This is a genomic window from Bradyrhizobium hipponense (assembly GCF_008123965.1).
Taxonomy (GTDB): Bacteria; Pseudomonadota; Alphaproteobacteria; order Rhizobiales; family Xanthobacteraceae; genus Bradyrhizobium; species Bradyrhizobium hipponense.
On record NZ_VSTH01000028.1, the window covers coordinates 51,761 to 73,592 of the forward strand.

At 62.4% G+C, this 21,832-nt stretch carries 18 protein-coding genes and 6 pseudogenes; 12 read left to right on the top strand and 12 right to left on the bottom strand.

Going from position 1 to position 21,832, the window contains the following annotated elements; translation table 11 throughout:
- Positions 1-167: 167 nt before the first annotated feature.
- The 5 genes from FXV83_RS09855 to FXV83_RS09875 are packed head-to-tail and all read left to right on the top strand — an operon-like array spanning position 168 to position 3,902.
- Positions 168-1,040: a branched-chain amino acid ABC transporter permease gene (locus FXV83_RS09855; RefSeq protein WP_187435793.1), complete on the top strand. Its 873-nt coding sequence runs from the start codon at positions 168-170 to the stop codon at positions 1,038-1,040.
- Positions 1,037-2,083 carry a branched-chain amino acid ABC transporter permease gene (locus FXV83_RS09860; protein WP_148738986.1) on the top strand — a complete coding sequence of 349 codons (1,047 nt, stop codon included), beginning with the start codon at positions 1,037-1,039 and terminating at the stop codon, positions 2,081-2,083. Before FXV83_RS09855 ends, FXV83_RS09860 begins: the two co-directional genes overlap by 4 nt.
- Positions 2,083-2,856 carry an ABC transporter ATP-binding protein gene (locus FXV83_RS09865; RefSeq protein WP_187435794.1) on the top strand — a complete coding sequence of 258 codons (774 nt, stop codon included), beginning with the start codon at positions 2,083-2,085 and terminating at the stop codon, positions 2,854-2,856. The genes FXV83_RS09860 and FXV83_RS09865 overlap by 1 nt, the downstream gene beginning before the upstream one ends.
- Positions 2,849-3,553: an ABC transporter ATP-binding protein gene (locus FXV83_RS09870; RefSeq protein ID WP_187435795.1), complete on the top strand. Its 705-nt coding sequence runs from the start codon at positions 2,849-2,851 to the stop codon at positions 3,551-3,553. The genes FXV83_RS09865 and FXV83_RS09870 overlap by 8 nt, the downstream gene beginning before the upstream one ends.
- On the top strand, positions 3,546-3,902 hold the full coding sequence (locus FXV83_RS09875) for a Rieske (2Fe-2S) protein (protein WP_235939362.1): 357 nt from the start codon (positions 3,546-3,548) through the stop codon (positions 3,900-3,902). The genes FXV83_RS09870 and FXV83_RS09875 overlap by 8 nt, the downstream gene beginning before the upstream one ends.
- Before the next feature lie 356 nt (positions 3,903-4,258).
- Here FXV83_RS09875 and FXV83_RS09885 read toward each other — a convergent pair whose 3' ends face one another.
- Positions 4,259-4,723, bottom strand: coding sequence for a nuclear transport factor 2 family protein (locus FXV83_RS09885; protein WP_148738990.1), 465 nt, complete (start codon positions 4,721-4,723; stop codon positions 4,259-4,261).
- A 219-nt stretch (positions 4,724-4,942) separates the two neighbouring features.
- Positions 4,943-5,197 (bottom strand): annotated as a pseudogene (locus tag FXV83_RS09890) (FAD-binding oxidoreductase); the annotation flags it as partial.
- Between the two features lie 136 nt (positions 5,198-5,333).
- On the opposite strand from FXV83_RS09890, the gene FXV83_RS45395 reads away from it, so the two are divergent.
- The 5 genes and pseudogenes from FXV83_RS45395 (at position 5,334) to FXV83_RS09920 (ending at position 13,911) form a co-directional block, all read left to right on the top strand.
- Positions 5,334-5,513, top strand: a complete 180-nt coding sequence (locus FXV83_RS45395) for a cysteine peptidase family C39 domain-containing protein (protein ID WP_187435796.1) — start codon at positions 5,334-5,336, stop codon at positions 5,511-5,513.
- 280 nt (positions 5,514-5,793) lie between these two features.
- A pseudogene (locus FXV83_RS42570) lies at positions 5,794-7,206 on the top strand (ATP-binding cassette domain-containing protein); the annotation flags it as partial.
- A gap of 1,366 nt (positions 7,207-8,572) precedes the next feature.
- The gene (locus FXV83_RS09910; RefSeq protein ID WP_148738991.1) at positions 8,573-8,980 is read left to right on the top strand and encodes a hypothetical protein; all 408 of its coding nucleotides are present in this window, start codon (positions 8,573-8,575) and stop codon (positions 8,978-8,980) included.
- Between the two features lie 115 nt (positions 8,981-9,095).
- Positions 9,096-10,538 carry an FAD-binding oxidoreductase gene (locus tag FXV83_RS09915; RefSeq protein WP_148738992.1) on the top strand — a complete coding sequence of 481 codons (1,443 nt, stop codon included), beginning with the start codon at positions 9,096-9,098 and terminating at the stop codon, positions 10,536-10,538.
- Positions 10,539-10,584: 46 nt separating this feature from the next.
- On the top strand, positions 10,585-13,911 hold the full coding sequence (locus FXV83_RS09920) for an adenylate/guanylate cyclase domain-containing protein (protein ID WP_235939356.1): 3,327 nt from the start codon (positions 10,585-10,587) through the stop codon (positions 13,909-13,911).
- A 358-nt stretch (positions 13,912-14,269) separates the two neighbouring features.
- Here FXV83_RS09920 and FXV83_RS44905 read toward each other — a convergent pair.
- The 4 genes and pseudogenes from FXV83_RS44905 to FXV83_RS43965 all read right to left on the bottom strand — a co-directional run.
- Positions 14,270-14,425 (bottom strand): annotated as a pseudogene (locus tag FXV83_RS44905) (alpha-ketoacid dehydrogenase subunit beta); the annotation flags it as partial.
- Positions 14,418-14,693: a hypothetical protein gene (locus FXV83_RS43960; protein WP_235939363.1), complete on the bottom strand. Its 276-nt coding sequence runs from the start codon at positions 14,691-14,693 to the stop codon at positions 14,418-14,420. The gene FXV83_RS43960 and the pseudogene FXV83_RS44905, both read right to left, overlap by 8 nt.
- A gap of 10 nt (positions 14,694-14,703) precedes the next feature.
- Positions 14,704-14,757, bottom strand: a pseudogene (locus tag FXV83_RS44910) (hypothetical protein); the annotation flags it as partial.
- A complete protein-coding gene (locus FXV83_RS43965; protein WP_283811704.1) occupies positions 14,750-15,142 on the bottom strand; it encodes a thiamine pyrophosphate-dependent enzyme in 393 nt (130 codons plus the stop codon). The gene FXV83_RS43965 and the pseudogene FXV83_RS44910, both read right to left, overlap by 8 nt.
- A 205-nt stretch (positions 15,143-15,347) precedes the next feature.
- On the opposite strand from FXV83_RS43965, the gene FXV83_RS43970 reads away from it, so the two are divergent.
- Both FXV83_RS43970 and FXV83_RS09940 read left to right on the top strand, forming a co-directional pair.
- A complete protein-coding gene (locus FXV83_RS43970) occupies positions 15,348-15,791 on the top strand; it encodes a hypothetical protein (protein WP_235939357.1) in 444 nt (147 codons plus the stop codon).
- Between the two features lie 89 nt (positions 15,792-15,880).
- A pseudogene (locus FXV83_RS09940) lies at positions 15,881-16,117 on the top strand (IS30 family transposase); the annotation flags it as partial.
- 204 nt (positions 16,118-16,321) lie between these two features.
- Here FXV83_RS09940 and FXV83_RS09945 read toward each other — a convergent pair.
- The 6 genes and pseudogenes from FXV83_RS09945 to FXV83_RS45400 form a co-directional block, all read right to left on the bottom strand.
- A complete protein-coding gene (locus FXV83_RS09945; protein WP_148738995.1) occupies positions 16,322-17,593 on the bottom strand; it encodes a S41 family peptidase in 1,272 nt (423 codons plus the stop codon).
- A gap of 182 nt (positions 17,594-17,775) precedes the next feature.
- Entirely contained in the window at positions 17,776-18,945 is a 1,170-nt protein-coding gene (locus tag FXV83_RS09950) for a saccharopine dehydrogenase family protein (RefSeq protein ID WP_148738996.1), read from the bottom strand.
- Positions 18,946-19,400: 455 nt separating this feature from the next.
- Positions 19,401-19,625: a type 1 periplasmic-binding domain-containing protein gene (locus tag FXV83_RS43975; protein WP_235939358.1), complete on the bottom strand. Its 225-nt coding sequence runs from the start codon at positions 19,623-19,625 to the stop codon at positions 19,401-19,403.
- A gap of 126 nt (positions 19,626-19,751) precedes the next feature.
- A complete protein-coding gene (locus FXV83_RS09960; RefSeq protein WP_148738997.1) occupies positions 19,752-20,306 on the bottom strand; it encodes a thioredoxin family protein in 555 nt (184 codons plus the stop codon).
- A 253-nt stretch (positions 20,307-20,559) separates the two neighbouring features.
- Positions 20,560-21,390 carry a DUF1194 domain-containing protein gene (locus tag FXV83_RS09965; protein ID WP_148738998.1) on the bottom strand — a complete coding sequence of 277 codons (831 nt, stop codon included), beginning with the start codon at positions 21,388-21,390 and terminating at the stop codon, positions 20,560-20,562.
- Positions 21,391-21,595: 205 nt separating this feature from the next.
- A pseudogene (locus FXV83_RS45400) lies at positions 21,596-21,694 on the bottom strand (DUF899 domain-containing protein); the annotation flags it as partial.
- Positions 21,695-21,832: the final 138 nt, after the last annotated feature.

Genomic DNA, 21,832 nt, shown 5'->3' on the forward strand with positions numbered 1-21,832 from the left:
CGGCGGGCCCTCAGGATGAGGTCGCGTTTTGCGGCGAGATATTAGACCCTCATGGTGAGGAGCCCGCCAAAGCGGGCGTCTCGAACCATGCAGGCCGAGCTCATCCGGCAGCCTCGCGCTGTCATGTGCGATAGCCCTGCTTTACTACGGGTCATTCGGGAACGGCTTTGAGCGAGTTTCTACAGCATCTGGTCAACATGCTCGTGCTCGGCGGCACCTATGCGCTGCTGGGCATCGGGCTCACGCTGATCTTCGGCATCATGAACGTCGTGAACTTCACGCATGGCGTGCTTTACACGTTCGGCGCCTACATCATGTTCATCGTGGTGCATCAGCTCGGGCTGAACTTCTTCCTGGCGTTGCCCGTCGCCGTGCTGGCCGGATGGCTGTTAGGTGCGGCCATCGAGCTGACACTGCTGAGGCCGCTGCGCGGCTCCGACATCGACACCACGATGCTGGTCATGATCGGCGCCTGGATCGCGATGCAATCGGGCGCGTTGTGGATCTGGGGCGGCGTCGCGAAATCGGTGGCAACGCCGTTTCCCGAGGCCCCGCTGGTGCTCGGACCGGTCTCGGTGTCCTGGCTGCGCCTGTTCGTGCTGGCAGCGGCGGCATTCCTGATCCTGGTGACCTACCTGCTGATCAACCGGACCAGACTTGGCCGTGCGATGAGGGCAACGTTTCAGGACCACGACACGGCGTCGCTGATGGGGGTCAATGTCGATCTCATCTACACCTCCACCTTCGCCATCGGCTCCAGTCTTGCGGCTGCCGCAGGCGCGCTGCTCGGGCCGGTCTATGTGATCTTCCCGCAGATGGGCGACCTCGCCGCAGTCAAGGCGTTCGCCATCGTCATCCTCGGCGGCCTCGGCAACATCACGGGAGCGGTGATCGGCGGCTTCATCCTGGCCTTGGCCGAGGAGCTTGGCGCCGGCTATGTCTCGTCCGGCTACCGCGACGCCATGGGCTTCGTGATTATCATCGCAGTCCTGATCTTTAAGCCGACCGGCCTGTTCGCACGCTCGGAGCGCGTCGGATGAGGGCAGCTCTCACCATTCTTGCCGTCGCAGCTCTGGCTTCGGTGCCGCTCTGGCTGCGCGATCCCTATCTCCTGAATGCGCTGATCACGACCGGGATCTTCGTCATCGGCGCGATGAGTCTCAACCTGCTGCTCGGCTTCACCGGCCAACTGAGTCTCGGTCACATCGCCTTCTTCGGCATCGGCGCCTATGTCAGCGCACTGACATCGCTCGGCTTCGACATCGGGCTGCCCGGCGGCTTCCGGCTGGTTCATGAGCCCTGGCCGCCGATCCTGGGATTCGTGCTCGCGATCCTGTTCGCCGGAACGTGCGGCTATTTCGTCGGGCTGCTCTCGTTCCGCGTCCGCGGCGCCTATTTCGTCATCGTGACGATCTCCTTTGCCGAGGTCGTCCGGCTGGTCGCGTTGAATTGGGTCGAACTGACGCAAGGGCCGCTGGCGCTGACCAACGTTCCCTCGATTGCGCTGCCTTTGGCTGGCGTTGGCGAGCTGACGCTGCGCACCAAGCTGCAGAACTATTACCTCGTGCTGGCGGTGGGGCTGATAGCCTATCTCCTGATCGCGCGCCTCGTTCATTCGCATTTCGGCCGGGCGATGCGCGGACTGATGGAGAATGAAACGCTGGCGGTCTCCGTCGGCATCGACGTGACGAGGACGCTGACGCTGGCGGCGGTGATATCGGCCGCGATCGCAGGCGCGGCCGGCAGCCTCTATGCCCACTATATCCGGATCATCGATCCCGAAGTGTTTGCCTTCATCAACACCGTCACCATGGTGATCATGGTCATCAGCGGCGGCAAGGGCTCGCTGGCCGGTCCCGTCGTCGGAGGCCTGATCTTCGGGCTGCTGCCGGTCGCGCTGCGTCCAATCATGGCCCCCGAAGGGCAGTGGATCGCCTATGGCGGCGTGCTGATCGCCATTCTGTTCGTGCTGCCGCGCGGCATCGTTCCGTCGCTGGCCCAGCGCTTTGCCGCAAGACGAAGCGGGAAGACACCGCTGGCACCGGTCGCGCTCGCCGAGACCGGCGTCAAGGAGCGGGTGTGATGACGGTCGCCATGACGATCGAGCAGGTTGCGGTGCGCTTCGGCGGCCTCGTCGCGATCTCCGACATGAGTTTCACTGTGGGCGAGGGCGAGATCCTCAGTCTGATCGGGCCGAACGGCGCCGGCAAGACCACAGCTTTCAACGTCATGACCGGCTTCCTGGAGCCCAGCGCCGGGCGCGTCACCTATCAGGGCACCGCGCTCAACGGATTGAAGCCGCATCAGATCGCCGATCTCGGCCTGATCCGGACGTTCCAACGCACCAGCGTTTTTCCCAACGACACTGTGTACGACAATCTCCTGATCGGGTTGCATCGTCAGGGCAGGGTCGGGCTGGTCGATGCCATCCTCGGGCTGCCGCGCGCACGCGCCTCTGAGCGCAAGCTGCGACAGCGCGCAAGCGAGCTGATGGAATGGGTCGGCCTTGAACGCCGCGCCCACGATGCGGCCGGCTCGCTCTCCTATGGCGAACAGCGTCTGGTCGGCGTCGCGCTCGCGCTCGCCGCGGAACCCTCGATGCTGCTGCTCGACGAGCCGGTCTCGGGCATGAATGCCTCGGAGACGCACCGGTTCGTCGAGCTCATCCGCGGCATCCGCGGCCGCGGCATCACGATCCTGCTGGTCGAGCACGACATGCCGATGGTGATGACGGTCTCGGACCGCATCGTGGTGCTGAACTACGGCCGCATCATCGCCGAGGGGACGCCCGAGGTCATTCGCAACGATCCGGCCGTGATCGAGGCCTATCTCGGCCATGGGGCGGCACGTGCTTGAGATCCGCGATATGGTGTGCGGCTATGGCGGCGTCACCGCGCTGCGCGGCATCTCGCTGGATGTGAAGGCCGGTCAGCTGGTGGCCCTGATCGGCGCCAACGGCGCCGGCAAGAGCACCACGCTGCGGGCCATTTCGGGTCTGGTGCCGCCGCGCTCCGGTCAGATGCGTTTCGATGGCCTCGACATCACGGGAGCCCGGCCGCCACGCGTGCTGGCGAGCGGGATCGCGCATTGCCCGGAAGGGCGGCGGGTGTTCCCGCACATGAGTGTCGAGGAAAATCTCGACATGGGCGCTTACTTGCGCAGCGGCTCCGGCGAGATCGCAGCCGATCGCGATCGCATCTATGCGGAATTCCCGCGGCTTGCCGAACGGCGCCGGCAAGCCGCCGGCACGCTGTCCGGCGGCGAGCAGCAGATGCTCGCGATCGGGCGCGCGCTGATGTCGCGGCCGCGGCTGATCATGTTCGACGAGCCATCGCTCGGGCTTGCCCCCAACATCGTCGAGCGGACCTTTGCGATCATCCGCCGCATCCGCGATGCCGGCACCACGGTGCTCCTGGTCGAGCAGAACGCGTTCGCCGCGCTTGACATGTGCGATCACGCCTACCTGCTCGAGAACGGCCGCATCGTGCTGTCCGGGGCCGGCGCCGAGCTGATCGAGAACGAGCATGTGCGGAAGGCCTATCTTGGTGGATGATGTGACGGTCCGTCCAGACGAACCGGGGTGGATCGCGGTCTGTGATCTGGATCGGCTGAAGGCAGAGACGATCGTTTGCGTGCGCGTGGCCGGGCTCGACATGCTCGTGATCTGGAACGATGGCGAGGTCGCCGCGTGCGAGCGCGCGTGCCCGCACGAACAGGCGGACCTTAGTTTAGGGCACGTGGCGGCAGGCCAGCTGTTTTGTCCCCGTCACGCAGCATCGTTCGATCTGCACGACGGCTGCATCTCTTCGGGTTGGCCAAGTGCGCCGTTGCGGCTCTATCCGGTCCGGGTCGCGGGAGAACAGGTCTGGCTTGATGCGAGGACGGGACAGTCGAGGCGATGATGGCATTCTGCCCCTGTTTTGCCCGACGAGTCAAAGCCACACGCGAGGTGAATTTGCCTGACGTGGATCCGCCTTCAGAAACGATGTGGATTTGTCTTTGGAAACAACGACATTCCTACTGTGCATGGGGTTGTTTTCGCGCTTTTAGTCCAGCAGCCGGCCGGCAGCCTCCACCAGAATGCCGTCAGGGCGTCGCAGCGCCTCGAGGATGGTTGATTGAATCGCAGACGATTGCCGGGAGCTCATTGCTGCCATAGGCGATATCGAGGCGCTTGTGCGTTAGCGGCAGGCGAAGCGGCGAAAGCCTGGCAATCTCTTCATCGGTGAGCTTGAGATCGAGAAAACGCTCTGAGTTGCTAGAAGCCGAAATAGCTCAGCCCCGGATGATCGTCGGGCCGGCGGCCCAGCGGCCAACGAAACTTCCGTTCGGATTCGGAGATTGGGTGTTCGTTGATGCTCGCGTGACGTGTGCGCATCAAGCCATCCTCAGCAAATTCCCAGTTCTCGTTACCGTAGGCACGAAACCACTGGCCGCTGTCGTCGTGATACTCATAGGCAAAGCGCACTGCAATGCGGTTGCCGGCGAACGTCCAGAGCTCCTTGATCAATCGATAATCGAGCTCCCTATTCCACTTGCGGGTCAGAAAGGCCTGTGCCTCCTCGCGGCCGTTGGCGAACTCCGCACGATTGCGCCAGTGGGTGTCGACAGTATAAGCCAGCGCGACCTTGGCGGGATCGCGGCTATTCCAGCCATCCTCGGCCAATCGGACCTTCTCGATGGCGCTCTGTTCGTTGAATGGCGGCAGCGGGGGGCGAGACATTTCAATTCTCCTTTGATCGTGCGTTGAGGGTGATCGATGTGCTGCGTGTTTGGATGGCGAAACTCAGAAAGAGACTGTTGCGTGGGATGCGGCGGTCTTCCGGTGTTGAGAAGCGCCGCCCTCAAAGGGCGAGTTGAATTCGATTGTCGTCTTGCCCCGCCAGCTCTGCAGGCACGGCGGAGCAAATCAGGATTTCATCGTCTCGTTCGCAGGCACCGTCGCGCCGAGATCGGCGGTCCGCTTCAGCGAAGAGGGCCCGAACGGCTCGGCGTGGATTCTGCCGTCCGCGATGTTGTACTCTCGCAGTCCATCATACAATGCTTGAGTGAACTGGGCTGGGCCGCACAGGTAGAATTCGTAGTCGTCGAATTGTAGAAATCGCGTGAGGAGCGCCATGTCGATCCGGCCAGGCGCATCATAGTCCAGGCCCTCCCGGGCACCTGACACGTCGCTGAGCACCCGAACGAGCTTCAGATGTAAGCGATCGTGTTATCCGTGGTTAAGTTGTTGTCTGGATCTGCGCGAGTGGATGAATTAGCCGAGCCAAGCAAATCCTGCATGGTTCCGGGATGAGATCCCGGATGTTCTGGCTGGGTGTGAAGTTGGGGTCATGACCATTGCGATTGCGAAAGCGCCTGACGAGGCCGCAGACCCAACGAGCGGCAATGATCCTAAGCTTCCGGCGTCGCTGCTTTCCTTTATTCTGGTCGCTAAATTCCTTGGTGTCCCGGCCGACGCCGGTCAGATCGCCCACGACCATGGTTCCGCCGGGCGAACGGTACCAGCTTGAAGACCTCGCCCGGATCGCTAAGCGGCTGAAGATCGTCGCCAAGGTGAAGCCTGCGGCACCCGAGGCGCTTCACAAGGTCCCGTTGCCTGCGCTTGCCGAATTGGAGGACGGTGAGGCCGTCGTTCTGCTCAAGGTCGACCAGCAGGCGGCTGGAACGCGCTTCCTGATCCAGCGCGGCAATGGCGGACGTCCCGAAGTATGGTCGGCGGACGATTTCTGCGGCCGGTATGCCGGGCGGCTGCTTCTCATGACGACGCGCGAGCTGATGGCGGGGGCGACGCGCCCTTTCGACATCAGCTGGTTCATTCCCGCGCTCGTGAATACCGCGGGCCGTTGCGCGACGTCCTGATTGGATCGTTTTTCCTGCAGCTGATGGGGCTGATCTCACCCATCTTCTTCCAACTCGTCATCGACAAGGTGCTAGTCCACCAGTCGTTGACGACGCTCGACGTGCTGGCGGTCGGGCTCTCGGCGGTGCTGATCTTCGAGACCGGATTGTCGGCGCTGCGCAACTGGCTGTTTGCTCACACCACCAATCGCGTTGACAGCGAGCTTTCGGCGCAGCTATTCCGGCACCTTCTCAACCTGCCGCTGTCGTATTTCGAGGCACGCCGCGTCGGCGACAGCGTTGCCCGCGTGCGCGAACTCGACCGCATTCGCGAATTCCTGACCTCCAATGCCGTCACCGTCGTGATCGATCTCTTCTTCACCATCGTCTTCTTCGGGGTCATGTACGCCTATAGTCCAACTGGTGTCCAAGCTGACCACGGTTGCGATCCTGTTCTTCGGCGCGAAGGCGGTCATCGCCGGCGACCTCTCGGTCGGATCGCTCGTTGCCTTCAACATGCTCTCCGGGCGCGTCGCGCAACCGATCCTCCGCCTCTCCCAGCTCTGGCAGGACTTTCAGCAGGTGCGCATCTCGGTCGACCGGCTCGGCGATGTGCTGAACGCGCCGGCCGAACCCGATCACAATCCCAACCGAGCGAGCCTTCCTCCGATCAAGGGCGCAGTGAACTTCGATCGGGTTCGTTTCCGCTATCGTCCCGATGCGCCGGAGGCTTTGCGCGGCATCACGCTCGCGATCCAGCCGGGCGAGATGATCGGCATCGTCGGCCCCTCCGGCTCGGGCAAGTCGACGCTGACCAAGCTCGTGCAGCGCCTCTACGTTCCGGAGCAGGGCAGGGTGCTGGTCGATGGTGTCGATCTCGCGCTGGTCGACCCGGCATGGCTGCGCCGGCAGATCGGCGTCGTGCTTCAGGAGAACATCCTGTTCAACCGCTCGGTGCGCGAAAATATCGCTCTTTCCGACACGACCATGCCGATGGAACGGGTGATCGCCGCCGCTCAGCTCGCTGGTGCACACGACTTCATCCTCGGACTGTCGCACGGCTACGACACGGTGATCGACGAACGAGGCGGGAATCTTTCGGGCGGGCAACGTCAGCGGATGGCCATCGCCCGCGCGCTGATCGGCAATCCCCGCATCCTGATCCTCGACGAGGCGACCAGCGCGCTGGACGCCGAGAGCGAGGAGATCATCCAGCACAATCTCGCCGGCATCGCCCGCGGCCGCGCCGTCATCATCATCGCGCACCGCCTGTCCGCCGTGCGGCAGTGCGACCGGATCGTCACGGTCGAAGCCGGCGAGATCACCGAAACCGGCGACCACCAGACGCTGCTGCGTTCGGGCGGCGAAGCAAATGGGGCGCAGCACGTGACGGCATGGGTCGCCGAGCGCTTTCCGGCCCTCGCCAAGCACTGGGCCGTGCTACGGGCGAGCTGGAGCATGCAGAACGAGGCCGACCGCAACCGGCGGCCGCTCTCCGATCACGAGTTCCTGCCGGCCGCCCTCGAGATCATGGAAAAGCCGCCGAGTCCGGGGCTGCGGATGCTGCTGCTGATGACCTGCGGCTTCTTCACCGCCGCTCTGGTCTGGTCCATCATCGGCTCGGTCGACGTCGTGGCGGTGGCGAGCGGGAAGATCATTCCGTCGAGCAAGGTCAAGACCATCCAGCCGATGGAGATCGGCTCGGTGCGCGCCATCCACGTCGCCAATGTTGTGCGGGTTGAAATAGTAGGGGCCGCGCTTGGCGCTGAGCGGAAGACCGCTCGAACGATTGACGTCCGTCATGAGGCGTACAAGCGGACTTCCGAAGATTGCCAACTGCTGACGCAAACCAGCCATTTTGGGACGGCCGCACTTCTAAGAAGGGCCCGCATCCGGCCTCATGCGTGCAGCAACAACCACCATCCGATCATGTGATGAAGGAAGGGAGTCCGGACGGCACCAATTACCGTCCGGCTAAGCTCCTGCTTGGAGGCGTCCGGCGTGCAAACAACGCCGCGCAAGGCGCGGATCGATGTCGAGGACGTGTATATTATTGTGGCGGGCATAGGACCTTCCACCGTGCCCTGTATCGCGACCAAAGAGCGCACATCTCCTCAGGATGTTCCGAGGGCTTCCGATTGTCGCCTAGGCGTGTTCCACGCGGGGATCCAGCAGGGCCGCGGAGACCTTTGAACACGGCTCGTGAGCGATGGGTCAATGTCCGTTTGGTCAAAAGCGACCGCGGGGGGTGGCCGCTGTTGGGCGCAAAGCGGACCTTCGGCGTAAGTCGTAAGCCCGAGAAGCCCCACCTCCGGACATCTATGGGAGCCGCGCGGTTCATCGCCGCGCGGGATGCCAATGTGCTGTGGCCGCGCACATCTTGCGACCAGGCGCAGGACCAGTCAGCGTCACTGACGGGCCATGTTCGGTTAGCCGAAGTGAAGCTGCCTGACACCAAGGCCGACCTTAGATTCTAAGCAAATTGAGACATTGTGCGTGCCTCTTGGGCGAAACATCCGTTTCTAAGGCGCGTGGGGTCGCGTAGAATGTGGTTGCCCTTGAAGCGGGATGTGCCGAAGTCACCGTTCGGGACGAACGAGCAGTAGTATTGCTGTCGGCAGCGACGCTCCTTAAGAAACCGCCCCCTTTCGGTTTCACACCACGAATTCACAGTCCACGAAACGCGCGCCGCATCAGCGGCGGCTCGTTGCAGTAACCTTAGGAGAAAGCGATGAGCAAGATCAGTCGCAGGTTTGCATTCGGAATCGGTTTGGCTGCGGCTACGGCGGCCGTGATGAAGCCCGCCGCCGCTCAAACCGCGGGCTACAAGGATACGACGCCGTGGCCAGGTGTGGTGGTGCGTGAATATGAGGGCGAGACACCATCCCTCATCCCCGGTTTCAAGATCGTCTCGATGCGCGATATCATCATGCAGCCGGGGTCGAAGACCATGGGTCCCCCGATGATGAATGCCATGATCTGCCATATCACCGAAGGGGAGCTCCGGGTTGAGCAGGAAGGAAAGACCTTTACGGCCAAGAAGAATTTTGTCTGGACCTGCAATAAGGAGACAAAGGAGCAATCGTTCAATGACGGGAACGTGGTCGCAATTATGAGGATCACGGACCTGAAGGCTTGAGTCTCGTTGAGACCGATTGCAGGTGCGGACACCGTTGCGGGTCCGATGTCGCGGACTTGCAAACACCAGCGCGCTGATTGCCGAAACACTGACCGTTAGTCACGGAGGAGATGCCATGGCAGAGATCCGGCTGGCCTCGCTGCAGGGCGGGGCGATTACGCTTGAAAGCGATGCAATTACGGCCTTTCGCCAAACCTTGCGAGGCAACGTCTGTCTGGCCGAGGAGCCGGGCTACGATGAAGCACGCACGATCTGGAATGCGATGATCGATCGCCGCCCAGGGGCGGTCGTGCGCTGCAGAGGGGCCGCAGACATCATTCGTGCCGTACGGCTTGCGCGTGAGCACGGCCTCTTGGTCGCCGTGCGCGGCGGCGGCCATAACATCGCGGGCAATGCTGTTTGTGACGGCGGGCTCTTGATCGATCTTTCGCTGATGCGTTCCGTCCGGGTCGATGCATTTCACCGCACCGCGCGCGTGGACCCGGGAGCAACGCTTGGCGACTTCGACAAGGAGGCGCAAGCTTTCGGCCTTGCTACTCCGCTCGGGATCAACTCGACAACCGGCGTTGCGGGATTGACGCTGGGCGGCGGCTTCGGGTGGCTTAGCCGAAAGTTCGGGCTTGCCGCCGACAACTTGATCTCGGCCGACGTGGTGACGGCCGAAGGTGAGCTCGTCCGGGCAAGCATCGCCGAGAATACCGACCTGTTCTGGGCACTGCGCGGAGGCGGAGCCAATTTCGGGGTGGTGAGTTCGTTCGAGTTCCGCCTGCACCCTGTTGGCCCAATGGTTCTGGCCGGACTCATCGTCCATCCCTTTGCGCGCGCGAAGGAACTGCTCGCGGGCTATCGCGACGTCGCCGTCAAGGCGCCCGACGAACTGACGGTGTGGGTGGTGCTCAGGCAGGCGCCGCCGCTGCCGTTCCTGCCCGCCGAGATTCACGGCAAGGAGATCGTCGCGTTCGCCGTCTGCTATGCGGGAGATGAGAACGAGGGCAAGCGTGCATTGGAGCCGTTGCGCGCGCTTGGAGAGCCGATCGCGGACGTGATCGGCATGCAGCCCTTCGCGGCTTGGCAGACCGCGTTTGACCCGCTGCTCACGCCCGGCGCCTATAATTACTGGAAGTCGCACAATTTCGTTGAGCTCAACGACGGTCTTCTCGACACGCTGGTGAGCCATACGACAAGCCTGCCGACCGGGGAGTGCGAGATTTTCATTGGTCAGCTTGGTGGCGCCACCAGTCGCATGGCCGTCGACGCCACGGCGTTCCCCCACCGCGATGCGAAGTTTGTCATGAACGTTCACACGCGATGGCGCGATCCGGCGGATGAGCAACGTTCGATTGCCTGGGCGCGCAGGCTCTTTACTGAGACCGCGCCTCACGCAACCGGCGGCGTCTACGTCAACTTCATGCCGGAGGACGAGACCGATCGCATAGCCAGCGCCTACGGCCCGAACTACGCTCGTCTTGCCGCGCTGAAGGCCAAGTACGATCCCGGCAACCTGTTCCGGCTAAACCAGAACGTCAGGCCGTCCGCTGCACAGCGACCGGCCGCCTGACAAGAGGAGGAGGGGATCCGTAATCGAGGGGGCTACGGAGACGAAGTTGGACATCGGAGAATGGCTGCGCGGTCTGGGCCTGCAATCCTATGAGCAGACGTTCCGCGACAACGGAATTGACCTTGAGATATTGCCCCACCTGACGGCTGAAGATCTCAGGGAGATTGGAGTCCAGGCCGTCGGCCACCGACGGAAGCTTCTCGATGCAATCGGCCTTCTACCAGCGTACCTGGCGGCGGCGGGGTCCCCCGCGTCGGTGGAGCGCCGTCAGCTCACGCTCATGTTCGTCGACCTCGTCGGCTCGACCGACCTCAGCCGCCGTCTCGATCCCGAGGAGCTGCGCGAGGTCATGCGGGCCTACTCGAGCACGGTGGCGGGAGAGATTGCGCGACTGGAGGGCCACGTCGCGAAGTTTCTGGGAGACGGAGTGCAGGCCTATTTTGGCTGGCCGCGCGCAAGCGAAGATGCGGCAGAGCAAGCTGTCCGGGCGGGACTTGCGGTCGCAACAGCAGTCAGCGGCCTGTCGTCCGGCGCAGGAGGCCTGCTGGCAGCACGCGTCGGCATCGCCACTGGGCTTGTCGTGGTGGGTGATCTGCTCGGGGAAGGTGCTGCGAAGGAGGAAGCGGTCACTGGGGAGACGCCTAATCTCGCGGCCCGTCTGCAACAGGTTGCGGAGCCCGGTACGGTCGTTATCGCCGACAGCACGCGCCGCCTGGTCGGCGATCTCTTCGAATTTGTTGAGCTCGGTTCCCTTCGGCTCAAGGGCTTTGAGCCGGTGCAAGCTTGGCGGGTCATCGGCGAAGGCCGTGTAGAGAGCAGGTTCGAGGCTTTGCACGGAGCCCACGTCACGCCACTCGTCGGGCGCAGCGAGGAGCTCGATTTGACGCTGTCACGGTGGCGGCTTGCCAGAGGACGAGCTGGACAGGTCGTCTTGATTTTCGGCGAGCCAGGAATCGGAAAATCACGATTGGTGCTCGCGCTGCGCGAACGGCTACAGGCCGAACAAATCACGCTCGTTAGCTACGCCTGTTCGCCGCATCACCTAAACAGCCCGCTCTTTCCCTTCATCTCGCAGCTCGAGCGCGAGGCGCGGTTCGCACCTGAGGATGCCGCGGAAACACGGCTCAAGCGCCTCGAATTACTTCTTGGCGAAAACGGCGAAGGGCTGTCTAGCGATGCAATCCAGCTTCTTGCAGATCTGCTCGGCATTCCAACTGAGAGGCCGAGCACCCAGCCAGAGATGTCGCCGCAGCAAAGGAAGGCGCTCCTGTTCCGCACATTCCTGGCCCGGCTCAATCGACTTGCCGCTCGTGGCCCGGTGCTGATGGTGCTTGAAGACGCGCACTGGCTCGATCCCACCTCGCGCGAGCTGTTCGACCAGATCGTGGATCGTCTTCAGGACCTGCCAGTGCTGGTCGTCGCCACGTTCCGCCCAGAACTCCCACCGCCATGGACCGGGTTTCCGCACGTCACGTTGCTCATGCTAAATCGCCTGCCACAGGCGCAGGTGGTTGTACTCGTCGACCGGATCACCGAAGGCAAAGCGCTTCCCGCCGAAGTCCTCGACCAGATTTTGGCGCGGACCGAGGGTGTGCCACTCTTTACCGAGGAGCTCACGAAGGCCGTTCTTGAAGCCGGGATCCTCCGCTACACCGGCGATCGTTACGTGCTCGCAGGAGCATTCCCGTCCTTGGCGATCCCGGCGACGCTGCACGATTCGTTGATGGCGCGGCTTGACCGTCTTGCCCCAGTCAAGGAGGTCGCCCAGATCGGAGCCTGTATCGGCCGTGAGTTCGATCACGAGCTGCTTGCTGCGGTCGTGTCGATGCCAGGTGGGGAGCTCGCCGCGGCGCTTGACCGCCTGGTAGCGGCAGAGCTCGTTTTCCGGCGCGGCCTCGCGCCTGCCGCTACCTATGTCTTCAAGCACGCCCTGGTGCGCGATGCCGCCTACGAAAGCCTGCTCAAGCGGCGCCGCCAGGAGCTGCACGCGCGGATTGCCACATCGATCGAAGCGCTCTTTCCGCAACTTGTCGAAGCGCAGCCGGAGCTTGTTGCTCGTCACTTTGGCGAGGCGGGATTGGCAGAGAAGGCCATTCCATACTGGCTGAGGGCCGGCCGCCTCGCAGCCGCCCGATCGGCGAATATGGAGGCAATTGCCCATCTGAGATCGGGGCTCGAGCGCACCCAGGCACTTCCTCCCGGAGCATCACGCTCGCGCTTCGAGCTTGCCCTGCAGCTTGGGCTTGGCGGCCCGCTGATTGCTACAAAAGGATTTGCATCACGCGAGGCAGAAGCGGCGTTCCAGCGCGCACAGGAGCTCAGCCGCGAGCTGCAGAGCGAGGCTGATCTCTCCGCCGCGTTGAAGGGGCTCGGCCACGTCTTTCACGTGCGCGCCAACCTGCGCGAGGTCACAAGCCTCGTTGAGGAGACGGAGGCGCTAGCGAAACGAAGCGGTGACCCCGTGCGTCAGGCCGAAGCCGATCATCTTGCGGGAGTGCTCTCGTTCCACCTCGGCCAGTTTCAATTCTCGCGCGACCGGCTCGCAAGAAGCGCCCAAGCCGGCGAATACCGCGGTCGCTATTATTCCGAGGTTTACGGAATCGATATGAGCGTATTTTGTCGTGCCTACATGAGCCATTGCGACTGGCATCTCGGCTATCCCGTTCACAGCCTTAGGATTGCTGAGGAAGGGCTCGCCGTCGCGCGCGAGATTTCACATCCATTCAGCGTCGCGCTCGCGCTCAACTATCTGGCAATGCTATATCAATTCCGGCAAGAGCCAGATGCCGCACTGAAAGCCGCTGCAGAGTCACGCGACATCTGCGCCGAGTACCGCTTCGACTACTATGGCGCATGGGCCAGCCTTGTTCGCGCCTGGGCGATCGCTGAATCCGGCAGGCTTGAGGAAGGTCTTGCGGACTTCGATGCTGGGCTTGAGGATTTCCGGCGTACAAATGCGGGGCTACGTATTCCGCACCATCTTGGCTTGCTCGCGGCGCTTCATCGCAAGGCTGGAAACGCCATGGCCGGGCTTCGGGTCATCGACGAAGCGGTCGCAATTGCGGACGCAAGTCTCGAGAGCTGGTGCGCCGTCGAACTTCACCGGGAGCGCGGTGAACTGCTGTTGCTGGCAGCCGGGGAGGAGGCCGAAAATCAAGCGGACGCGGAGTTCGAGGCTGCGATTGAAATTGCCGCTGCCCAGGGAGCGAGGCTGCCCGAGCTCCGCGCAAGCGTTGCGCGAGCCAGACTCCAGGCGGCACGCGGCATGCGGCGAGAGGCGCGCGACGCTCTTGTGCCGATCTACAGCTGCTTCAGCGAGGGCTTGGAAACACGCGATCTCGTGGAAGCTCGCAAGTTGCTGGCAGACCTGTGACGAAGTTACCCCAATAGCGACCCATCTCCCCGTCCGGCAACGTCAGTTGCGCCATCGTTCTGCAATGCGGTGATCAATTCGGTAATACTCCTCGCCGCGGGCAGCGCGCCGCGATATATGTTCGTTCGAAGGACTGCTGAGCCCAAAGGTTTATGGGCATCATGGTCAACCCCACGCCCGGAATGCGGAGAGTGCTACGGCAAGCGCACCTGTATGGCCGTTTGGTCGCACATGATGGGAAATTGTACTATCCCGGATTAGAAACGAGCGGCGCCGATAGTCCCTGTCACTCAGCGTGTTGCTATCGCGGCGCCAAGTCGACGCGGCGAGTTAGCGCGCGCCCTCGATGACGAATGTTACGCCGATCGTGGAAGCGCTTTTGCAAACCCACGGTCGCGCGGAACACGCCGCCATTGACGCCGACATCTTCGCCAAGCACGACCACACTCGGATCATCCTCCATCGCGCGGCCTAGCGCCAGATTGATGGCTTCGACCAACGTTACCTCAGGCATAGTCCTCTCCCGCGAGTTCATTGCGTTGCGGGGCATAGACCTCGGGCAGATCGGCATAGAGGTGATCGAACATGGTGTCGGGCCGGCGTGGCGGCGTTGCCAGATAGCGTTCGACCGCGGCCTCGATGCGCTCATGGCACTCGGCTGCAAGCTTTTCCTCGTCCGCTTTGCTCCACATCTTTTGGCCAGCAAGATAAGCCCGCACCCGCGCAATCGGCTCTTCCTTCCAATGGGACTTCTTCAGCCGGACGATAGCGTGATGCATCATCGGAGGTCGTGTGATCGCCGAGCCGATAGGTAACCGCCTCGAGGAAGCGTGGGCCGTTACCCATCGCGGGCGGCGGCAATGGCCTCTTCAGCCGCGGCGCGCATCGCTACCACGTCACTCCCATTCACCTGCTCACCGGTAAATCCGGCGGCGACGGCCTTCTGCGCCAGTGTTTCCGAGCCGGTCTGCAACCGCAACGGTACCGATATGGCCCATTGATTGTTGGTGGCGACGAACACGAGCTTGAAGGCGTACGCGACGCCGGCAGCATGCGGCGCCTGTGATCCGACGGGAACGCAAAACGGGAAATCGTGGGCCGGCCCGGAGGAGAACCAATTACCTCGTTCGTCGCCGCCCCAGAACAGCAGGATCTGCTCCAGTTTGACGCCACGCCAAAGCAGCGCGCCGTTGTCGCGATAGGGGGGCAGCAGTACGTCTTCATCTCGCATCGCACTGGCTATTCCGACCGATACCGCCTCTGGCCGAGCGAAACGGCATAGGTTCCGAGCCGCCCGGTGCGCTGCAATGCAACAGCCTTCCGGTCGAACAGGCGCAGGAGCACCATCGACCGGTAAAGCGCTACAAGCAGGTTGGCATCGAAGGCGAAGGCAGGGGCGGGCGGTCGATGGAGCCGTCTGGCGCGAGGTAATTGCGGTGGCATACCTCGAAGCGGGCGATCACCGGGAGACCCTGGGTTGGCAGTTTTTTGCTGGCCACGTTCTCGCTCCTCGAGCGATTGTGTCTCCCAAGATTGTGCCATTTGGTGGTGACGCCAGGACGACGCAAGGCCAATGGCGCATTTGCCTTGGTGTGCGCCATTGCCGCCCTGCGGGGTTACGCGATCATGGAAGCGGCACTGCGGCGGTGGTATATCGAAGCATGGCAAATGGTCAGGTTGTCCTGGTAACAACTCAGCCGTTAGGCGGCGGTCCACCCGTTCGCTCGGTCTATTTCGTGGCGGAAAGGGATCCGGAAACCGCCGCGGCGATTATCGCTGCGATGATGGCCCCGAACGAAAAGGTGGAAGCGTGGGGACCGCTTCCGGAGGCCGCTGTGAAAGCGCTCGGATTGAAGCCTGGCGACTTCACGCGCGGGTGAACGGCAATCTAACGCCCGCTTGATTGCCGCTTCATGTCTTCGAACACGCCGCGCATCGCATCCACGTGCCTGCCGAAGCTTGCCCAATAGAGCTCGCCGATCATCAGCGCCTGACATTGGCCACCGAGGTCGACGTCTACTTCTGCGATCCTCGCTGTCCCTGGCAGCGCGGGTCAAACGAAAACACCAACAGATTGCTGCGTCAGTATCTTACGCGTGGCACCGATCTGTCCCTGTACAGCCAGGCCAAGCTCAGCGCGATCGCAAGACAGCTCAATGAAAGGCCGCGAAAGACCTTGCTCTATCAGACCCCAGCTGAGAAGTTCGCAGAATGTTGCGGCCATCAGTTGAACCCGCCGCGCAAACCGGACATTCGGCTGACCCCGAACGTCTCAGAGGGGCCCACGAGCGGACTAACTCTAACCTGGCTGCCGTGGGAGCGAATGCCCCAGCAAGAAACGCAGCATTTCACTTGTGGCGTCCGATCCTCGCGGATCAGGGTCAGAGCTAGCAGGGCTGCCTCCCGAGGATCAGGCCACGGATAGGACTGCGATTGCACGATTGAGTTGAGGATCGGAGGCCGGGTCAGCTTGGACCTCGATCGTGGGTGCCACGCCAACGCCTTCCAGCCGCTCGCCGTCGACCTGCACGTCTCCGACCGCGAGCAACAGCAAGCCGCTCTCAATGAGAAATGCCGTCGCAGCGAGGACAGCTCCCTTGGTCCGGCTACCGATGACCTCGCCAAGCCGATATTTCTTGAAGCCATAGGCAAGGATCTCCTTGCCGCTGCGGGTGCCACCGTTGACAAGCATGGCGACAGGCTTGCGCCACTTCACGTTCTCGAGTTCGCTGGCGCCATTGCGATCAGTGACCTGCGTCGTCGGCGCTCGCGTGTTGAACAAATCAAGATACCCGGGGATCGCGCCGCCCCAGCCGTCGCGCAAGTCCCAGATCAGCGCGTCGGCGCCGTTCAAGGGACTGTGCGATAGAAGATGCTCGAGCGTTCGCTGATACACGGAGCCAGCGTAGCACCAGACATGAACATAGCCGATGCTTCGGCCGTTGGCCGGTATTGTACGGGCGCTGGCCTTCAGGCCGTCCAAGAACATTTTGTTGGGCTCAATTTCGACCGGAGTAACCGATATTTGCATAAACGCGCCGGTACGACGCAGCCCCAGCACAACCTCCTTGCCGACCTTGCCACGGAATGACTGGACCGGCTGAAACGGTGCACCGTCGGCGAAGACAATCACATCGCCAGCGAGCAGGCCGGCTTGTTGGGCCGGCGTGCCTTCTATAACGCCGGTAATCGCGCTGTGGCCCTGCATGTCGAGACGCGAGAGGACGCCAATGCCGGGATAGGAGATACGGCCACTCGGAAAAGCGCGTTCCAGTCGGCGCCGCCTTAACGCACCAGCAAAGATATCGGAAAGCTGGTAGTACTCTGGTTCGTACGGTGTGTAGTAGCGGGTGTGCGAAGCATGCAGCTCAGAGAGCATGCTATTAATGACGCCGGCCAGCGCCTCTTCGGAACTCGCCCGCGTGGCGTCCGGCAAGTAATGGTCCCGGACCGCCGACCAATCGAGCCCGTGTAGGTGCGGATCGTAGAACCGGTCTCGCACGGTGCGCCATACCTCCTCGAACGTGGCGATGCGTGCGGGCACGGCCTGGGATGTGGCCGAATCCGCTGCTTCTTGCTGCTCGGCCCACAACACCGTTGGAGTCAGAGCTGACGCCGTGGCAATTGACGTGAGCCGCAAAAAGTGGCGGCGCGACAGTGCTGAGTTGATTACCTTCTTCATCGTGCAACCTTGCGATGGAGCTCGTCGCTGTCCCGACAATTGGACATTCTCAGAGCCAGAGGGGATATCTCAAACGGGCCGGAAGCGGCCGTTGAACCGGATTTGAGGCTGGCGCACGCCAAGCCGCGCTTTCGTTGGTGACGAACGTAATCCGCCACGCCGCTGCAGTTCGGAGCGCTACCTCAACGGGCGCTGAAGGTGAGGCCGGCGCGCTCCTTTAGACGCTTACGCAACGCCGGACCCATCATCGCGCCCGGTGTCCAGGCGCCGCCCTCGCCCTGCACGTCGCGCGCGAGGCAGAGAGCGCTTTCGGCGATCATCTTGCTGGTCGAGCCATAGCCCGGATCGCGGTCGCCCGTGACTACCGCCTCGACCCGTCGGCCATCCGGCAGCTCGCCCAGGAAGAGGATGTCGTAGAAGCCCTTCTCTCGCTCTTCCCGAGTCGGGCCTGCGCCGGGTTTGAGACCGCCGGAACCGAACAGGGAAACCATCGTGGCGAACGTCTCCGTCGTCACGCGACCGATTTCCCCAAATCCCGGCGCGACCATCATCTCGTCGTAAACGAAATCCGTGCCGTAGGCATGACCCAACAGGAAATTCGTGCGGTGCACGTTCTTGGTGTTGATCGGCGCCATGGGGAACGGCACGAGCCACACGTTCATGCTCGGGTCGTATTCGGGGATGAGGCCCGACGGCTGAGACGGCCCAGTGAACCCCGGCGTCAACGCGAAGGGATCGGTCAGCAGCCGGATCAGGGCCGGGTCGCGCGCTGCGGCCGCCAACGTCGCCTGGGCGCTCGCCGCGGTGCCGCCCGACATGCCGCCTTTCACCTTGCGCAGGCGGGCTTTGACCCGCCGCGCCGGGCGTCCGAATTTTTCGCGCGCCTTCTCCTGCAACGTGAGCACACCGAGATCGAACGGGATGGAATCGAAGCCGCAGGAGAAGACGATCCGCGCGCCCGTCCGTTTCGCCTCTTCGTGATGGGCGTCGATCATGCGCCGCATCCAAGCCGGCTCGCCGCACAGATCGACATAGCCAGTGCCCGTGGCCGCGCAGGCCGCCACAAGCTCGGGGCCGTAGAGCTGATAGGGCCCGACTGTCGTGATAATCACGGCCGCACGCTCGCACATCGAACGTAGGCTGGCCGGCTCGGCGGCATCCGCCTTGACCAAAGGCAAATCGTCTGGTGCGCCGATGTCGGCACGCACCTTCTGGAGCTTGTCGGTCGCGCGCCCGGCGATCGCCCAGGACGGAGCATCGTCGCCGCGATAGGACGTCGCCAGATATTCGGCGATGAGACGGCCGGTGTAACCCGTCGCGCCATAGACGATGAGGTCGAAGTCCCGCTTCACGACGCTGGTCCTCCTCGAGACCCGGGAGAGCGCTACCCCTTACTCGGACCGGTCTTCCGCCGGCTGGATCGCACCAGCTTGCCTGGCGCACTCATTCGATCAACCTCGTCGGCGCGGGCCGAGTAGCGCCTAAGAGGTAGGGATGCCAGGCCATTTTGTGCTGTCCCGGCGCCCGGCGAGGACACGAGGACGCGCAGCAAATGCCATTCGAGGGGCAGCCGCTTCACTGAACCGTCCCATCGCGTTTGACGGAGGATACCACAGTTCCGGTCTTTGGGGCGCGCAACATCCGGTTGGAGTCAAGAACGCCAATTTGACCGCGGGCAAGCCACTTCTGGTTTACCTCGATAAGCGGACAGTTTCCGGGCCGGTTGGCATGTCTCAAAGGGTCAGATCCGGACCAATGCTGCGAATTCAAGAAGGTGTGGCGGGCCGGCGAGGTATCCACGCTTGCCTCACACGGCATAACGCCGGTAGAGCACGACGATGATAACGAGCACCGTCCCGGCATAGCCGGCAACCCAGCTTGGCGAGGTTCCCGCTTTCGCTTTGTAGTCGGCGGCAAAGGCCTGCGCCGCCGCGCCGGCGCTGTCGAACATCAGCGATGAAGCGGCATACAGATTCTCACTGAAGAAACCCGGATGCGCTTTTTCCTCGGGCTCGTTGGCGAAATTCTGCAAATAGCTTTCGCGGGCCGCGCCTTGGGATGCAATGATCGTTCCCTTGATGCCGTGGCGGCGCAGCGCCTTGACGATGTCTGGGCTAAAATCGGGTGCCGCGCCGAAACCTGTTGACAGGGATCGGCTTCATTCGTCCCTCCATTTGATCGAGCAGCCAATAGACGCCTTTTGGTCAGCCGGCGCCAGACCGGTGGTCGCAATCGCGCGCATGGCCTCGACAAGCTCTCGGGGCGCCCCTGCGCGAGGCGGAGTTGTACGCCCTTCGTCGAGCCGGCCGCGATACTTGAGTTTGCGGTCAGCATTGTAACCGAAGAAGTCCGGCGTACAGACCGCTCCATACGCCCGAGCGACTATCTGGGTCTCGTCGTGGAGATATGGAAACGGGAAATCATGATCCTTCGCGAAACGCTTCATATTCTCAAATGAGTCTTCGGGATAGCTCGCCGCATCGTTCGAGCAAATCGCCGCAAAGCCTATGCTCTCCGACATCAGCACGCGGGCGTCCGAAACCATGCGGTCGATCACCGCTTTAACATAGGGACAATGGTTGCAGATGAAGACGACGACCGTGCCTTTTTCGCCCGCAACGTCGTCCAGTGCGTAAGTCTTGCCGTCGGTGGCCGGAAGCTGGAACACCGCTGCCGGCGTATCAAGAACGACTTGGGTAGCTGTTGTCGCCATATCGCACCTCCTTGTGACCCAATATATGCTGACGACGGCCTGCTGGGGCACAGTTTCCAAAACCTGCTCGCCAGTCGCGTGGTTTTGACCATACGTCAGCCATTTCCGCGATTTGGACGAGCGCGGGATTTCGTCGGTGTGGGCCACGAACGGACGTTAGCACCTTCAATGCCCCGGCGCGTGGGGCTGCGACCATGACAAACTGCTGTCTAAAGTTTGTTCGACCGGCGGCTCTGAATGATTGTCTCGACACTCACCGCCGGCCACGCTCCTGCGATTTGTTTTCGCCGATCAAACAGGGCACCCGGGGCTCTTTCTCGGCGGCTGGGACGATCCCGCTCTCTGGCGTGAGGCCCGCAACTTCGCGAACAAGCTTGGTCCGGATCGCTTCCTGGAATTTTTCGCGATCTTTGATCGTCATGATGAAGGCGCCCGGCCCTCCGATCACGCAGTCCTCGTAATAGAGGTCGAGATTCTCGATATCAGTCGTCGAGAGGGATGGCTCCTTCATCATGATCGGGAGGCCGTTGATAATGATGCCTTTCTCCAAGGCAGCGTCGCGCGCGCCGGTTACGGGGGCTCCGTCGTTATTCGGCCCATCGCCGGAAATGTCGATGACGCGCCGCAACCCGCGATACGGATTCTCTTCGAACAGCTGCAGTGCGAAATTAATCGCACCGGAAATCGAGGTGCTCGAACCTCGGCGAACCGGCGTTTTCATGATCTCGGCGGCCACGGCATCCGCCGATTCCGGGCCGTCGATCACGCGCCAGGGAATGATGATCTTGTCGTCGCCCGACATCGACCACTCGAAATAGGTCACGGCCACCTTGCTGCCCGGAACGGCACTCAGCGCCTGCAGGAAGTGTTTCGACACGATGGCCTGTGCATAGCCCTCGCGCTGAATGGCAAGTTCGTCCATATCCATCGAATAGGAGACGTCGACGGCGATAACGAGCTCGACATTGACGGATGATACTTTGGGTTTGGTGTCGGCGAATCGAGATTTCGGGCTCGGCGCGGCAATGCCGCCAACTATCGTCCCCGCAACAAGCACCGCCCCGACCGAGACACACCAGCGCATGGCGGCCCTCCCGTCCTTTCACGAGCATGGTGACACCCAAAACGCGCTCCGAAAAGCGGAAACATGCAATTGTCGTCCACGTTCGCAGGAATCGAGGCGGCAGACGTTTCGGCTCGGCTATTCGCTCTGGTGCAGGAACGAAGTCAGCGGCTGCCATGGGGAGTCGCCGGCGGGCGGCTGCAATCGCGTCGCCTTCTTTTGTGTGAGCCTTCTCCCGAACCCGCAACGCGTCCGGCTCGGCCTGGAAAGTGCCCCGATCGACCACGGCGGGTACTCCAAATTCATTTCCCATGGCGTCTTGCATTGTTCCGCCTCCATCGGCGAGCAATTCAGGTCAATCGTCGCTCCCTTCATGCCGCTCGAATAGCCGCAGTTAGAAAGACGCGCTGCACAAGGAAGCTCCTGGATCGCGATAGACGGGATGTCTGCTAATGGGATGGTC

Bases quoted from the DNA above. Each gene is read 5' to 3' on its own strand.
- FXV83_RS43965 (WP_283811704.1), bottom strand. From the start codon at position 15,142: ATGCGAGATGAAGACGTACTGCTGCCCCCCTATCGCGACAACGGCGCG.
- FXV83_RS09885 (WP_148738990.1), bottom strand. From the start codon at position 4,723: ATGTCTCGCCCCCCGCTGCCGCCATTCAACGAACAGAGCGCCATCGAG.
- FXV83_RS09865 (WP_187435794.1), top strand. From the start codon at position 2,083: ATGACGGTCGCCATGACGATCGAGCAGGTTGCGGTGCGCTTCGGCGGC.
- FXV83_RS45395 (WP_187435796.1), top strand. From the start codon at position 5,334: ATGACCATTGCGATTGCGAAAGCGCCTGACGAGGCCGCAGACCCAACG.
- FXV83_RS09910 (WP_148738991.1), top strand. From the start codon at position 8,573: ATGAGCAAGATCAGTCGCAGGTTTGCATTCGGAATCGGTTTGGCTGCG.
- FXV83_RS09860 (WP_148738986.1), top strand. From the start codon at position 1,037: ATGAGGGCAGCTCTCACCATTCTTGCCGTCGCAGCTCTGGCTTCGGTG.
- FXV83_RS09945 (WP_148738995.1), bottom strand. From the start codon at position 17,593: ATGAAGAAGGTAATCAACTCAGCACTGTCGCGCCGCCACTTTTTGCGG.
- FXV83_RS09960 (WP_148738997.1), bottom strand. From the start codon at position 20,306: ATGGCGACAACAGCTACCCAAGTCGTTCTTGATACGCCGGCAGCGGTG.
- FXV83_RS09965 (WP_148738998.1), bottom strand. From the start codon at position 21,390: ATGCGCTGGTGTGTCTCGGTCGGGGCGGTGCTTGTTGCGGGGACGATA.
- FXV83_RS43960 (WP_235939363.1), bottom strand. From the start codon at position 14,693: ATGATGCATCACGCTATCGTCCGGCTGAAGAAGTCCCATTGGAAGGAA.
- FXV83_RS09915 (WP_148738992.1), top strand. From the start codon at position 9,096: ATGGCAGAGATCCGGCTGGCCTCGCTGCAGGGCGGGGCGATTACGCTT.